The sequence below is a fragment of the Chryseobacterium sp. IT-36CA2 genome, from assembly GCF_949767875.1.
GTDB lineage: Bacteria > Bacteroidota > Bacteroidia > Flavobacteriales > Weeksellaceae > Chryseobacterium.
The window spans coordinates 84,505-98,235 of the sequence record NZ_CATKPG010000011.1; the positions used below are offsets into that span (position 1 = coordinate 84,505).

Below are 13,731 nucleotides of genomic sequence, written 5' to 3' on the forward strand. Positions count from 1 at the left end.
TTATGAGTATAAAAGTAATTTTAGATGCAGATGTTATAGCAGATTTCTATAAGGATAACAGGACCGGAATTTTCAGGGTTACTCTGGCGTTCTTTCGGGAATTAAGTAAGAATAATGCTATTGAAACATTTTATTCCCATCTGAGCGTACTCCACAACGAAACATCTACGAAAGAAGTAAATGATTTTTTTTCTGAGAATTCAATATCAATAAAAGAAACCAATAAAAGACATAGGAGAACATTCTTACCCTTCAGAAAAGAAAAGCTTTTCCGCTATTTTTATAATAAAATAGGAATTTATAATTATAAGAATGTCCATTTTGAAGAAGTTCTTGGAAAAGCTAAAATTTTTCATTCATTCTATTATCCTATCAATAATGATATAAGGAAGTATGGAAATTTAAAAAAAGTGATTACTATTCATGATTTAATACCTATTTTGTTCCCGGATCTGCATTTTAATGCAACGTTTATAGAGAATATTATAAAAAGTATAGGAGAAGATGGATATGCTGTCTGTGTCTCGGAAAACACAAAAAAAGATTTACTCAATTATGCTCCTCATCTCAATCCTGAACATGTCTTTGTTAATTTACTGGCTGCATCAGAATCCCTTTTTTATGAGTGTAACGATGTTGAGAAATTTAGCTCAATAAAAGAAAAATATAACCTTCCGGAAAAATATTTTTTAAGTGTAGGCACACTAGAGCCACGTAAAAATGTAGATTTTGTAATCCGTAATTTTATTAGGGTAATTAAAGAAAATGACATTGATGACTTAGGGTTAGTATTAGTAGGTGCAAAAGGATGGGATTATGATAAAATTTTTGATGAGTACAATAATGCTCAGGAATTAAAAGGTAAAATTATAATCACGGGAAGGGTACCGGATGAAGATCTTGCCAGTTTGTACAGCCATGCTCATTCTTTTTACTACATGTCTTTTTACGAAGGCTTTGGGTTGCCCCCTTTAGAAGCTATGCAGTGTGGAGTGGCAACGGTAACATCTAATACATCATCTTTGCCGGAAGTTGTTGGAAACGCTGGGATTATGTTAAGCCCAGATGATGATGAATCACTATCTCAAACAATGCTGAATTTATATGTAAATGAAGATTTGAGAAAAGAATATGCGAAAAAAGGATTGGAGCGCTCCAAGCTGTTTTCCTGGGAAAAAAGTGCAGATGAACTCGTTTCGATCTACCAAAAGATTAGTGATCATTGATGGCTGGTTATAACTAAATCAAAAGAATTATAATTCAATATAATAATTGCTAAATCATCCATTACTGTAAAATACTTTGCCATTTTTCTATTACTTTTTCTGAAGAGAAATTATTTCTAAAATACTCCTCAGCCTGTTTTTTCATATCCAGATAATAAGATTTATCTTGTAGCAAAGATATTATTTGATCTTTAAAAATTTCGGGGTTATCACTTACCAAGCAGCCATTTGAAGTTTTCGAAGGGAAGCCGTCAATAGCTCTTTCTGTTCCTACAATTGGAAGCCCATAAGATAATGCTTCTATTACTTTTATTTTGATACCAGTACCTTCCAGCATTGGACAAATTGCAATTTTTGATTGGTGATAGTATTCCTCTAAGCTTTCTGTAAATTCTACTAATTTAACTCCTTTTCTTTCTTCAATATGCTTGCTTATCTTACCAATTACGATAATATTGATGTTTGAGGGAAGTAAAGGATGCACATTGTCAAAGAACCATTGCATTGATTGTACATTGAAAATATTTTCAGACCCCACAAAAATTAAATCATACTTTTTATCAGGAGTATTTTTTTCGAAATGAGGAGTGAATGAAGGAGGAATATTTATTACCTTTTCCCCTAAAAATCTTTTAAAAACAAGATGCTCATCTTCGGATATAGTAATCACTTTATCAAACTTTGAAAGGTTGCTTAGTTCCTCATTGAAGCGCTTTCCGATATCTAATGATTCGTTTTTGTAAAATTCATTGAGTGTAATCCAATCATGTGTATCTATAATTTTTAAAGTGTTTTTCATAGACCCATTATCAACTAATCCCGTCCAAAATTCATAATTGATGATTATCACATCATATTTAGTCTTATTGAAAATATTTTGAAACTCTTTCTTCGCAAAATCTGTTAGCAGGTGATTATATTCATTAGGTTTTTGGTAAAATTTTGATATTTTGTGTTTCCAATAATCTAATGAAGTCTTTATTTTTGGTGGGTTTTGTTTGATCAAAAACAGATTGTCAACAATATTTTTATCAATTTCCGTTGTGTCGTTTTGCCACCTATAAATCTCAGCAGATCCTACCAAATCAATATCATAACCCATTTTTTTTAAAATAGTAAGAGTCATTTTTGCTCTGGTGGTATTTCCTGCCCAGTTTGAAAAAGGATTTTCTGGAAAAAAAAATAGAATTTTTGTCATTTATAAAGATTTGATGGCTGAATTAAATTTGTTGATAATAACATCCCATGAATAGTTTTTCAATACATAATTTGTTGCTTTATTCCCTTCTAAAACAAGCTCTTTCTGCGTTTGTTGTAAGTAAAAAACCAGAGCCTGAGAAAATTCAGTGCTTTTTGTAAAACTTTTCCCGGTTTCGCTTTTTTCAACATGCGAATATAAAACTTCACAGTTTTTATTTACAATGATAGGAATTTTCAGTAACATAGCTTCCAATGTAATTAATGAGAGGCTTTCATAGAATGAAGGCATGATGAGCGCACTTGCATTCACCAGTAAAGCATTTTTAAGCTTGTGGTCTACAAATCCTGTTAGGATAATATCATCTCCTTGGATTATTTTTTCATCAAGAGAATTTTTACCTACCAGAACTAATTTTATATCTCGGTATTCAGGATGTGTTTTTTTGAAATCTTTAAAATATTCAATCATCATGATACAGCCTTTGTCTTCAATGATTCTTCCTATATAGATAAAATATTTGCTTTGATAAAGATCTTGGGGCAAATCACTTGATGTAGCATCATAATCGTCAAACCCAATTCCTGCAATTTCTGATTTCAGCTTTTGTGCCTGCGGATAAATATTCTCCACAAAATCTTTTTCAATTTGTGTATTATATATAATAAACTTTGGTAGAGAAAACAATTGTGAATATCCATCAAGATAAAATTGAGGTTCATCATGGGCGGTTGGAATGAGAATGCTTTTTTCAGCGACTTCTCTCACCCCAATATTGGTAGGATGATATAGATAAGTAAAGAAAATAAAAGCCTTATAATCTTCTTTTTTTTCTTTTATAAAATCAATTAAATCACTGGAAAATGGCCCCTGTACTTCTAGCCATTCATTGAAATTAAAAGCTTTTTTATTGTATTTAAGTCTTTTATAAAGCAAATAAGGAAAATTGAAAAAACTTAGATTTCTGCTATAATACTTATATAGGCTGTAAACTACTTTACTGAGCTTATTAAATTTTTTCAGATCTTTCTTTAAAGTCTTAAATCTTCTTACCTTAATATTATTGATGATTTCAATTCCTGCAGGATAATGATTATCCCAGTATTGATTTTCTATTGCACAAGTTGTAATAATTTCTACATTATAAATTAAGCTTAGTTTTTCTGCAAGTAAACGTGCGTGAAGTTCTGCGCCGCCATTTATTTCTAATCCATATCTCTGTACAACTATTGCGATTTTTTTCATCTATCTTCCCTTTATTTTTTTTAATAAAGTATTCACTTGTTTTCTTACTTTATTATAAAGTCCTTTTTCTAAATAAAGTACTTTTTTTTCAAGAAGCATTTTTTCGCTCATTAATTTTACTAGATTATCTCTCACATGTGTATCGTCTCTTTCGGGTAAAATTATATTTTCAATTATATCCAATCTTTTTTTCATTTTAGCCCCAATTGCAGCTAAGGAAAAATAATTTTCAATATCTTGTTTTGCTCGTTTTCCTATCTCAATAGCATACCCTTGGTTTTCAAATACAAATTTCATCATTTCTGCAGCATGATCCGTATCAGGTTCTGACCAAAAATTGTCTTTAGGTAAGACTCCCAAATCATCTTCTTGTTTTATTATTTTATACTTAACAAGAAAAGAATTGCTAATATTCATGTAATCCAAATTTCCGGAATATCCTGTTGCTATTACTGGTTTTCCTAGAGCCATCGCTTCCGCCATAGTAAGTCCAAAACCTTCAGAACGATGTAAAGAGATATAGCAATCTGCCTTGTTCATTAAAGCCAGTAATTCTCCTCTTCTTAGCATTTCTTCTTTATAGATAATACTTTTGTTATCACCAATTTTTGCTAAAACTTTTTCTTTAGATTTTGGATGATGATTCGGAATGGAGGTTTTTAGTATAAGCTTTACTTTTTCATTGTTTTTACCAAAAGCTTTTTCGTAAGCCTCAATTAACCCTAATGTATTTTTACGTTCAATCAGACTATTATAATCGAAAACAAACAAGAAATTATAACAGTTTTCTTGCATTTCTGTTTCAAAATCCGGGATAATTTCTTCAGTCTCAATATTAATAGGATGTGGTATATTTATTACAGGAACTGTAGATTTTAAAGAAATAGAATCTAAACAATATTTGGAACATGTCCAGATTTCATCATAATATTTAAAATATTCTGTATAAACGTCTGGAAACTCCTCTAATTCCCATGCCCAATAACCAATATTATATTTATCTTTAAAAAATTCAGAAGATTTTTCTTGTAAAAAACTTCCAATCGTATCCATATTGACATGAATAATATTTACAGGATAATTATTGATATTATCATCATAGCTTACCGAGGTGTCATTCAACCTATGGCGAAGATTCATGTTGAAATTAATTGGTTTTGCAGGTATATTAACCGTTTTCAAAGCTTTTAGATTATTTCTAATTGCTTCTCCGAAACCAATTTCAGCATTGAAAAACCCAGACATATTAACTCCGAAAATTTCTTTATTCTCTTTCATATTATACTATTGCAAAAATTTCTTTTAATTTCTTTTCAAATAAGATCTCCTCGTTTAAAACAATTTTTGTATACTCCTCAAAGTTAGAAATATGTTTAGGATAATTCTCTAAAACATCTTTTATTTTTGCAATAATTTCAGAAATTTTATCTTCACTAAAATTGAATTTGTATTCATCGGGAATCATCAGATCTTCATAAAAAGCAGAAGATCCGTTTCTTCCGGAAATAATACAGCAATTCTGAGATACTGATTCTCTCAACATTTTATCTCTTCCCGGATTTTCACCAAAATCAACATATAATAGTGATTTTGCCATCAAATCTTTAATTTGATCTGCATTCATATTTTGTACAGGAATCCATTGTAAATCAGGGGATTTTTTGATTAATGCAGCAACTTCTTTTTTTCCTTTTCTAGGATTGTATAAAATAGTTTTGTTGGAAATATCTTTTTCGATTCGAGTTGTATTTTTTAAAAAGCTAGGATTAATATAATCACAAACAAAATCTATTTGATCAGCAGGAATTCCATGATCTTTTAGGTAAATTGAAGACCTGTAAGACTGAGCCCATTGATATACTTTTGGCAAATGTTCAAAATGATATTCTTTATCGTTTTGCTTATAAAATAATTTGCTAAAGAAACTTTGTCTTCGTATCCTATGATCCATTAAGATTTTATAAAAATCTACACTTAACCACCAAATTACTTTTTGACTCTCATTATATTTTTTCACTAAGAAAGTCATGGATTCCGGAATAATCAGAATATTTTCAGGCCTATCTTCTACAATTTCAATTTCTTTTGTAGTATAAACATTATAATTGACAGGTTTTGCATTTTTTCTCTGAGGAATATAATGCATAAAAACATTTTTAATTCCTAAGTGAAATAGCTTGTCAGCAAGTTGGTGCAATGCTTCGGGACCTCCTGTAACACTATTTGGAGGACAAAATATGATGATTTTAGATTGATCTGTATATGTAAGCATGATTTTTAGTTCACGATATATTTAAGATAATTGAAAAACTCTCTTTACCCAACTATCCAGAGTGTATCGTGCATAGATTTCCTCCGGAATTTTTTCATAAGGCGTTTCAAAGAAAGATTTGTCAAGATTACTAATATTTTTGTTTAAAATCAAAATATTATTGGGATTGTAAAAATCATAGGTTTTAATGGCTTCATTATCAGTAATGATTTTCTTCTCCAGAGACATGGCTTCAAATACCCTGAAACTAAGCCCATATTGGCCTTCACGCATAAGATCCAATAAAACCCTTGAATTTTTATAGTATTTAGGAAGGTCATTATGAGGAATCTTTTTGATGCTGAAAATCAGAAAAAGATTTTTAGGCACCGTTATGAACATATTTGTCAGCTGATGTTTCCAGGATTTTTTACCAATAATCATAATCTGGAATTTGAGTCCCTGTTCAATCAGTTTTTTGGCCAGTAATTTAATCAGCGAAACCCTTCTGTTATCATATGATGTAATATAGAAAAGATCCATTTCCGGATGCTGGTTTTCTTTTACGCAGTGAGGCAGATAAATGTAATTCGTTAATTTTTCAAATCCGTGCTTTTTGACATCTATGTGATCAAAGGAAAATACTTTGTCAAAAAGGTACAGTTTATCTTCTACAGGAACCCTTTCAAGATTGTCATAAAGATAAGTAACCAGACGGTCTGTATATTTCCGGATTTTTTTTAGAGTAGAAAGATCAAATGTATCTGGATTCATCACCAGTATCTGATCCTGATGTCCTAGTTTTTCCAGGGAATCAAGAACATACTTTTGTCTTTTTTCAGTCTTAAGATTTTTATTTAAAAAAGTTTTGCTTAAAGCATTTACAGCTCTTTCATTGAAGTTGGAATGAGTAACGGTACTGATCTTTATATGATGAGCATCAATACCTCTTTTGCATAATGTTTCAACAATATACTTATCATAATCCCAAAAATCATAACTAATGATACAAATCTTCATTCAACTAATTTTGCTCTTTTTTTAATGATTCATAGGTCTCAAAAACGCTTAAAGATTGTAGGTAAGATAATTGATACCCTTCTTTTCCGTCTAAAATCCCCAGTTTCATTATGTAGGCTTTAAAGAATTTAAAAGCTGTTTTAAGATATTGAACTAAAACACTGTACTTTTTCCCTTTTGCAGCCAGTTCTTTCCCCTTTAAAACTCCGTAATGAATCATCTTTTCTCTATATGATTCATAGTCTGAAACGGAGTAATGTAGTAATTTATTTTTTAAGATCCCAATGCTTCCGTCTACTTCCAGAGTTTCATGTACTTTTTTATCAGCCATGTATCTGGCCTTTGATTTTCTGAACAGTCTGAAGTTTTTATCAGATTGTGTTCCTGAAAAGTGAATTGGTTTCTGGGCAAAAAAGAACTTCCTGTAAAAATAGTAGGCATCTTTTTGCCTTGGTTTATTCAGCTCATCAATGATTTCCTGTTTCAGAGCCGGAGTAATTCTTTCATCACCATCCAAAAATAAAACCCAGTCATTTTTTGCAGCATCCAGAGCCAAATTTCTTTGCTTTGTAAAATCTTCAAATTTATTCTGAATCACCTTTACATTAGGGAATTCTTTTGCAATTTCTACAGTTTTATCTGTACTAAAAGAGTCTACTACTATTATTTCATCACAGAAATCAAAAGACTCCAGTACTTCCTGTATGTTTTTTTCTTCGTTATATGTTATGATTAAACCACTTATATTCATCACAACGGGTTATTAGATAAGGAAGTACGTAAAACGCCTCCTTAAAATTGTTTTTTAAAATAGTTTTAATCTGCCAAAGATAAGTTTTAATTTGAACTTTATTATCGAATCTTTGCCTTTTATATCAACTCTGCATAGTTCGTATGGATGCTGGGTTGGATAGTAATTAACTCTATTTCCAATTCTTACTGCAAAATCAATTCCTATTTTTTTTAAAATAGAAAAAAATGCAGTTTTTTCCTCTTCTTTATTCGGGTATTTACCATATGGATATGCTAAAACCTTTGAATATGCTATGCTATGGGCATCGAGAATTTGCATATTCTTTTCTAGATCTTTTTCTATAAGATCAAAAGATCTGTTTTTGAGGTTTTCATGGGTATGAGTGTGAAGAGCAATCTCAAAATATTTTTTATCCAGATTTCGGATCTCATCAAAAGTCATCATAGGGTAATTTTTATACCCATTTTCTATGAATCCTGTTGGAATAAAAATGGTAGCCTTCAGATTGTATTTCTTCAATAGAGAAGGCAGATATTCAAGATTATTTTTATATCCGTCATCAAAGGTAATGATAATATTTTTTTTCGTTGAAATATGAAGTTCTGAAAAAAAATGGGAGGTGTATTTCTTGCGGTTTAGATATGAAAACTGTTGTTCAATGTTTTTTAAACTGACGGTAAGATCTTCATGACTTTCCTTTTCAACCTGATGGTACATAAGAATGACCAATCTGTTGTGCGGAAAAGCAAAGAGATACAGACGGAAATAGACGACGATAAATACCGAAAGTAAAACAGAAGTAATATACAGAATCATACTACTTTACTGTATTTTGTTCACTTTCATACAACTTTATTTTTTCACGTAATTTAATGTATTTCAAAAAAGTGTAATAAGACATCGTTTTGGCAATATAAAATCCAGGAAATCCATCCAAAAAGCCTCGTTTGAAAATAAATACTTTGATAAATTCAAAGATAGGACTTACAATGATTTTGAATCTATTGATTCTTTTTCCTCTTTCAAACATTTTTTCCGCCATCATATCAGAATATTTATTGATTTTTGTGACGTGATGATGAATACTTTTGTAAGTGTAATGATTTAGCTTTCCTTCTATAAGTCCGGATTTCTGATCGGTAATCAAAAATTCGTGTACCTTATCATCAGAATATCGGGCGTATTTCTTTCTGAAAAGCCTGTCACGGTATACATTTCCCCATCCTCCGTATTTGATCAGGTGCATCCCAAGATGGTTATTGAATTTGGCCATATAAACATTGAATTCCGTGCTTTCTGAAGAAACGATCTTTTTTATGGATTTTTTCATTTCTTCATCAGGAACCTCATCAGCATCCAGAAACAGAACCCATTCATGAGAGCATAAATTAAGGGCATGGTTTTTTTGTTCACCATACCCATTAAATTTTTTCTCAAAGAATTTTACCTGAGGATATTTCTGAGTGCAAATCTCTTTGGTTTTATCTGTAGAAAAGCTATCAACAATAATAACTTCATCTGCTGTATCTGCAAGAGAATTTAAAAGTCTTACGATATTCTCTTCTTCATTATAAGTGATGATTGCAAGGGAAATTGGCATTTATATTTAAAATTCTAATATGGTTTTCTCAATAATTCTGACGCAATCCAACAATTGCTCTTCAGTAATTATCAAAGGTGGTGCCAACCTGATAATGTTACCATGAGTAGGTTTTGCAAGTAATCCGTTTTCTTTTAGTTGTAAGCAAAGATTCCATGCAGTGGAACTGTCAGGGGTATCATTGATCAGAATAGCATTTAAAAGTCCTTTTCCTCTTACTTTGGTAATAAGGTCAGTCTTTTCGATTAACTTGTCAATTTCAGCTCTAAAAAGCTGTCCCAATTCTTCAGCTCTTTCAGATAGCTTTTCGTCTGCTACCACATCCAATGCAGCTATAGCTACTGCGCAAGCAATCGGATTTCCTCCGAATGTAGAACCGTGCTGCCCGGGCTTAATGACATTCATGATGTTATCATTTGCTAAAACAGCTGATACAGGGTACATTCCTCCTGAAAGTGCTTTTCCTAAAATTAGGATATCCGGCTGTACATCTTCATGATGACAAGCGATTAGTTTTCCTGTTCTTGCGATACCGGTTTGAACTTCATCTGCAATAAAAAGAACATTGAATTTTTTACATAGTTCAGAAGCATTTTTAAGGAAGTTTTCATCCGGAACATATACTCCTGCTTCTCCCTGAATAGGTTCTACAAGGAATGCTGCAATATTTTCCGCTTCTCTGCTAAGAACTTCTTCCAGGGCTGCAATATCGTTGTAAGGAATTTTGATAAATCCTGGTGTAAAAGGGCCATAATTTTGGTTAGCATCAGGATCATTAGAGAAAGAAACGATAGTTGTTGTTCTTCCATGGAAGTTATTTTCGCAGACGATTATTTTTGCTGCGTTTTCCGAAATTCCTTTTACTTCATAGCTCCATTTTCTGGCAAGTTTTACTGCTGTTTCCACAGCTTCAGCTCCGGAGTTCATGGGTAAAACTTTATCAAACCCGAAGAGAGTAGTTATTTTCTGTTCGTATTCTCCTAATTTAGAATTGTAGAATGCTCTTGAAGTTAAAGCCAGTTTTTTTGCCTGCTCTACCAATGCATTTACAATTTTAGGGTGAGAATGCCCCTGATTCACTGCAGAATATGCTGAAAGAAAGTCATAATATCTTTTGCCCTCTACATCCCAAACGAAGACCCCTTCTCCACGATCCAGAACTACTGGAAGGGGGTGATAATTATGTGCTCCGTGTTTGTCTTCAAGGTCAATAAAATACTGTGAGTTTTTTGTTTGTTCTGCTGTTGACATATATTTTGGTTTTCAACAAAATTACACAATATTAATGATATGGATGAACAAATGCGCAGTATGGTTTTGGGATATAATTGGAGTAGATTTTGGGTGTAATAATGTCGTATTAGAAAATATTTTCTTTGTTGACAGATAGTTTTTAGGTATTATATCTTTCTTATTGCAGGTTTTTTATTTTCTGCTTCTTGATTAATTTTTATTAATGAAAGTTCCAGTTATCTTTATAATATTTAGTTTGAGCAGATTCTGTATTAGTGATCAAAAATAAAAACTGCCTCAAAAAGAGGCAGTTCCATAGTATATTTTTAAATAATCTTAGTGATTATCATATTTTCTATCCATTACAAAATCCTCCATGAATTTTGTAGTATAGTTTCCTGCAAGATAATCTTCATTATCCATCAGTTGTCTGTGGAAAGGAATGGTAGTTTTTACTCCTTCAATATAGAATTCCTCAAGGGCACGTCTCATTTTAGCAATAGCTTCTTCACGGGTCTGAGCCGTAGTGATAAGCTTAGCAATCATAGAGTCGTAGTTAGAAGGAATAGAATATCCGGAATAAACGTGAGTATCTACTCTGATTCCGTGTCCGCCAGGGATGTTTAATCCTGTGATTTTTCCCGGAGATGGTCTAAAGTCTGCGTAAGGATCTTCTGCGTTGATTCTACACTCGATGGAGTGTAATTTCGGGTAATAGTTGATTCCTGAGATAGGAGTTCCTGCAGCAAGAAGAATTTGTTCTCTGATCAGGTCATAATCAATTACCTGCTCAGTAATAGGGTGCTCTACCTGGATTCTTGTATTCATCTCCATGAAATAGAAATTTCTGTGTTTGTCTACAAGGAATTCGATAGTTCCTACCCCTTCATATCCAATGAATTCAGCAGCTTTTACAGCAGCGTCACCCATTTTCTCGCGAAGTTCATCTGTCATGAAAGGAGAAGGAGTTTCTTCAGTCAATTTCTGATTTCTTCTCTGTACAGAACAGTCTCTTTCAGAAAGGTGGCATGCTTTACCGAATTGGTCACCAGCAACCTGAATTTCGATGTGTCTAGGCTCTTCAATCAGTTTTTCCATATACATTCCTCCGTTTCCAAAGGCAGCTACAGCTTCCTGAATTGCAGATTCCCAGTGATCTTTAAGGTCTTCAGCTTTCCAAACAGCTCTCATCCCTTTTCCACCACCACCGGCAGTAGCTTTGATCATTACAGGATATCCTGTTTCTTCAGCTACTTTCACAGCATGTTCGTAAGATTCAATCAAACCGTCAGAACCTGGTACACATGGTACACCTGCAGCTTTCATGGTAGCTTTAGCGTTGGCTTTATCTCCCATTTTTTCGATCTGTTCAGGAGAAGCACCAATAAATTTGATACCGTTCTTTTCGCAGATTCTTGAGAAGTTAGCATTTTCAGATAAGAATCCGTAACCTGGGTGAATAGCATCTGCATTGGTAATTTCTGCAGCCGCAATAATGTTAGGGATTTTAAGATATGAGTCTTTACTCATTGCAGGGCCAATACATACCGCTTCATCAGCAAATCTTACGTGAAGACTGTCTTTATCAGCAGTAGAGTATACTGCAACGGTTTTGATCCCCATTTCTTTACAAGTACGTAAAATACGCATTGCAATTTCGCCACGATTGGCTATTAATATTTTTTTGAACATCTTCTTCAATTTGAAAATTAGATAATTTGAAAATTAGATAATGTTATTTTAATGTAGAATTTAATCTAACATCTAATGTCTAACATCTAACTTCTAAATTAAGATGGATCTACTAAGAATAAAGGTTGGTCATACTCTACAGGAGTAGCATCGTCAACTAGGATTTTAACAATTTTTCCGCTGATTTCAGATTCAATCTGGTTGAATAATTTCATCGCTTCAATAACGCAAACTACTTTACCAACAGAAACTTCGTCACCTACATTTACAAATACATCTTTATCAGGAGATGGCTTTCTATAGAAAGTACCGATCATTGGAGACTTGATCGTTACATATTTACTGTCATCAGATGCAGCTTCAGCTTTCTCAGCAGCAGGAGCAGCAGGAGTTGCAACAGGTGCCGGAGCAGCTACTGCTTGAGGTGCAGTGTGGTATACTGCAGGTTGTGCATAAACAGCATCGCTTCCAGCTAATGGAGTTTTAATAGTGATTTCGAAATCTTTAGTTTTGTACTTCACTTCTGAAACTTCAGCTTTAGATACAAACTTGATAAGATTTTGTATGTCTTTAATGTCCATAAATTTGATATTTGATTTTGGTTCAAAGATACCAAAAAAACGTAAAAAACAACAAAAAACCGCCGAATTTTATCAAAATTGGGCGGTTTTTGTATTAAAATGAGGCTTTTTCAGTGAAAAGCGTCTCTTAGTTTTCTTCAGTAGCAGCTACTTCTTTTTCCAATACTACTTTACCTCTGTAGTAAAGTTTTCCTTCATGCCAGTGAGCTCTGTGGTATAGGTGAAGCTCTCCTGTTGTTGCATCTTTAGCTAATTGAGGAACTACAGCTTTGTAGTGAGTTCTTCTTTTATCTCTTCTTGTGGACGATTGTCTTCTCTTTGGATGTGCCATTTTCTAATAACTTTTTTAATTGATGAGCGATGAGATTCATCATCTCATCATATTTAAATTATTCTATTTAATTATTGTCTTTTAACTTTCTTAAAGCATCCCATCGGGGATCACTTTCATGTTCTTCCTCCTCATTTTCTTCAATATCTTTTGGGCTGAACTGGTCAAGAATTTTAAGATCTTCATCATTGACGTTCGGTGAGATTTTTTTCATCGGGATAGAAAGCATTACATTTTCATAAATCAAATGTGCTACATTGAAAGCATGCTCTGTGGTAGGAATAGTAATGACATCTTCATTGCTGTCATCATATTCTTCCCCGAAATTCACCAAAATCTTGATTTCATTCTCAATAGGATAGTCGAAATCTTCATTTGTGATGTCACAAACCAACTCTACCAATCCTTTAATTTTAATCTCAAATTCTAAAAAAGTAGTATGCTTATCCAGGGATACGTGTACTTCTATTCTAGGATTTGTAAATTCCTGTTCAGTGTCAAATAATTGAAAGAACGTATTATCTATCTCAAACCTGAACTCGTGTTTTCCGTTTTTTAGTCCGGAAAAGCTTACGTCATAGTTTCTTAACTTGTCCATAA

The 13,731-nt window shown here is 32.6% G+C and carries 14 protein-coding genes; 1 reads left to right on the forward strand and 13 read right to left on the reverse strand.

Annotated elements, in window-relative coordinates:
• The first annotated feature begins 2 nt into the window (after nucleotides 1-2).
• Nucleotides 3-1,226: a glycosyltransferase family 4 protein gene (locus ACM6F9_RS01200; protein WP_414844048.1), complete on the forward strand. Its 1,224-nt coding sequence runs from the start codon at nucleotides 3-5 to the stop codon at nucleotides 1,224-1,226.
• A 61-nt stretch (nucleotides 1,227-1,287) separates the two neighbouring features.
• On the opposite strand, the gene ACM6F9_RS01205 is transcribed toward ACM6F9_RS01200, so the two are convergent.
• The 13 genes from ACM6F9_RS01205 to ACM6F9_RS01265 form a co-directional block, all read right to left on the reverse strand.
• Nucleotides 1,288-2,352 (reverse strand): glycosyltransferase family 4 protein, encoded by a 1,065-nt coding sequence (locus tag ACM6F9_RS01205; RefSeq protein ID WP_414844049.1) that lies wholly within the window; start codon nucleotides 2,350-2,352, stop codon nucleotides 1,288-1,290.
• A gap of 72 nt (nucleotides 2,353-2,424) precedes the next feature.
• Nucleotides 2,425-3,669 carry a glycosyltransferase family 4 protein gene (locus ACM6F9_RS01210; RefSeq protein ID WP_414844050.1) on the reverse strand — a complete coding sequence of 415 codons (1,245 nt, stop codon included), beginning with the start codon at nucleotides 3,667-3,669 and terminating at the stop codon, nucleotides 2,425-2,427.
• The gene (locus tag ACM6F9_RS01215; RefSeq protein WP_414844051.1) at nucleotides 3,670-4,947 is read right to left on the reverse strand and encodes a glycosyltransferase; all 1,278 of its coding nucleotides are present in this window, start codon (nucleotides 4,945-4,947) and stop codon (nucleotides 3,670-3,672) included. It abuts the gene before it with no gap.
• A gap of 1 nt (nucleotide 4,948) precedes the next feature.
• Nucleotides 4,949-5,941: a hypothetical protein gene (locus ACM6F9_RS01220; RefSeq protein WP_414844052.1), complete on the reverse strand. Its 993-nt coding sequence runs from the start codon at nucleotides 5,939-5,941 to the stop codon at nucleotides 4,949-4,951.
• A gap of 21 nt (nucleotides 5,942-5,962) precedes the next feature.
• On the reverse strand, nucleotides 5,963-6,940 hold the full coding sequence (locus ACM6F9_RS01225; protein ID WP_414844053.1) for a hypothetical protein: 978 nt from the start codon (nucleotides 6,938-6,940) through the stop codon (nucleotides 5,963-5,965).
• Nucleotides 6,941-6,944: 4 nt separating this feature from the next.
• The gene (locus ACM6F9_RS01230; protein ID WP_414844054.1) at nucleotides 6,945-7,691 is read right to left on the reverse strand and encodes a glycosyltransferase family 2 protein; all 747 of its coding nucleotides are present in this window, start codon (nucleotides 7,689-7,691) and stop codon (nucleotides 6,945-6,947) included.
• A gap of 54 nt (nucleotides 7,692-7,745) precedes the next feature.
• Nucleotides 7,746-8,510, reverse strand: a complete 765-nt coding sequence (locus ACM6F9_RS01235) for a polysaccharide deacetylase family protein (RefSeq protein ID WP_414844055.1) — start codon at nucleotides 8,508-8,510, stop codon at nucleotides 7,746-7,748.
• 1 nt (nucleotide 8,511) lies between these two features.
• A complete protein-coding gene (locus ACM6F9_RS01240) occupies nucleotides 8,512-9,294 on the reverse strand; it encodes a glycosyltransferase family 2 protein (protein WP_414844056.1) in 783 nt (260 codons plus the stop codon).
• 6 nt (nucleotides 9,295-9,300) lie between these two features.
• Complete coding sequence (rocD, locus tag ACM6F9_RS01245; RefSeq protein ID WP_414844057.1) at nucleotides 9,301-10,545, reverse strand: ornithine--oxo-acid transaminase; 1,245 nt, start codon at nucleotides 10,543-10,545, stop codon at nucleotides 9,301-9,303.
• Between the two features lie 318 nt (nucleotides 10,546-10,863).
• Nucleotides 10,864-12,219, reverse strand: a complete 1,356-nt coding sequence (accC, locus tag ACM6F9_RS01250; protein ID WP_115970525.1) for an acetyl-CoA carboxylase biotin carboxylase subunit — start codon at nucleotides 12,217-12,219, stop codon at nucleotides 10,864-10,866.
• Nucleotides 12,220-12,317: 98 nt separating this feature from the next.
• Complete coding sequence (accB, locus tag ACM6F9_RS01255) at nucleotides 12,318-12,800, reverse strand: acetyl-CoA carboxylase biotin carboxyl carrier protein (RefSeq protein WP_047385964.1); 483 nt, start codon at nucleotides 12,798-12,800, stop codon at nucleotides 12,318-12,320.
• A 127-nt stretch (nucleotides 12,801-12,927) separates the two neighbouring features.
• Nucleotides 12,928-13,131, reverse strand: a complete 204-nt coding sequence (rpmF, locus tag ACM6F9_RS01260; RefSeq protein WP_002976251.1) for a 50S ribosomal protein L32 — start codon at nucleotides 13,129-13,131, stop codon at nucleotides 12,928-12,930.
• A gap of 67 nt (nucleotides 13,132-13,198) precedes the next feature.
• Nucleotides 13,199-13,729 carry a YceD family protein gene (locus ACM6F9_RS01265; RefSeq protein WP_414844058.1) on the reverse strand — a complete coding sequence of 177 codons (531 nt, stop codon included), beginning with the start codon at nucleotides 13,727-13,729 and terminating at the stop codon, nucleotides 13,199-13,201.
• Between the last annotated feature and the right edge of the window lie 2 nt (nucleotides 13,730-13,731).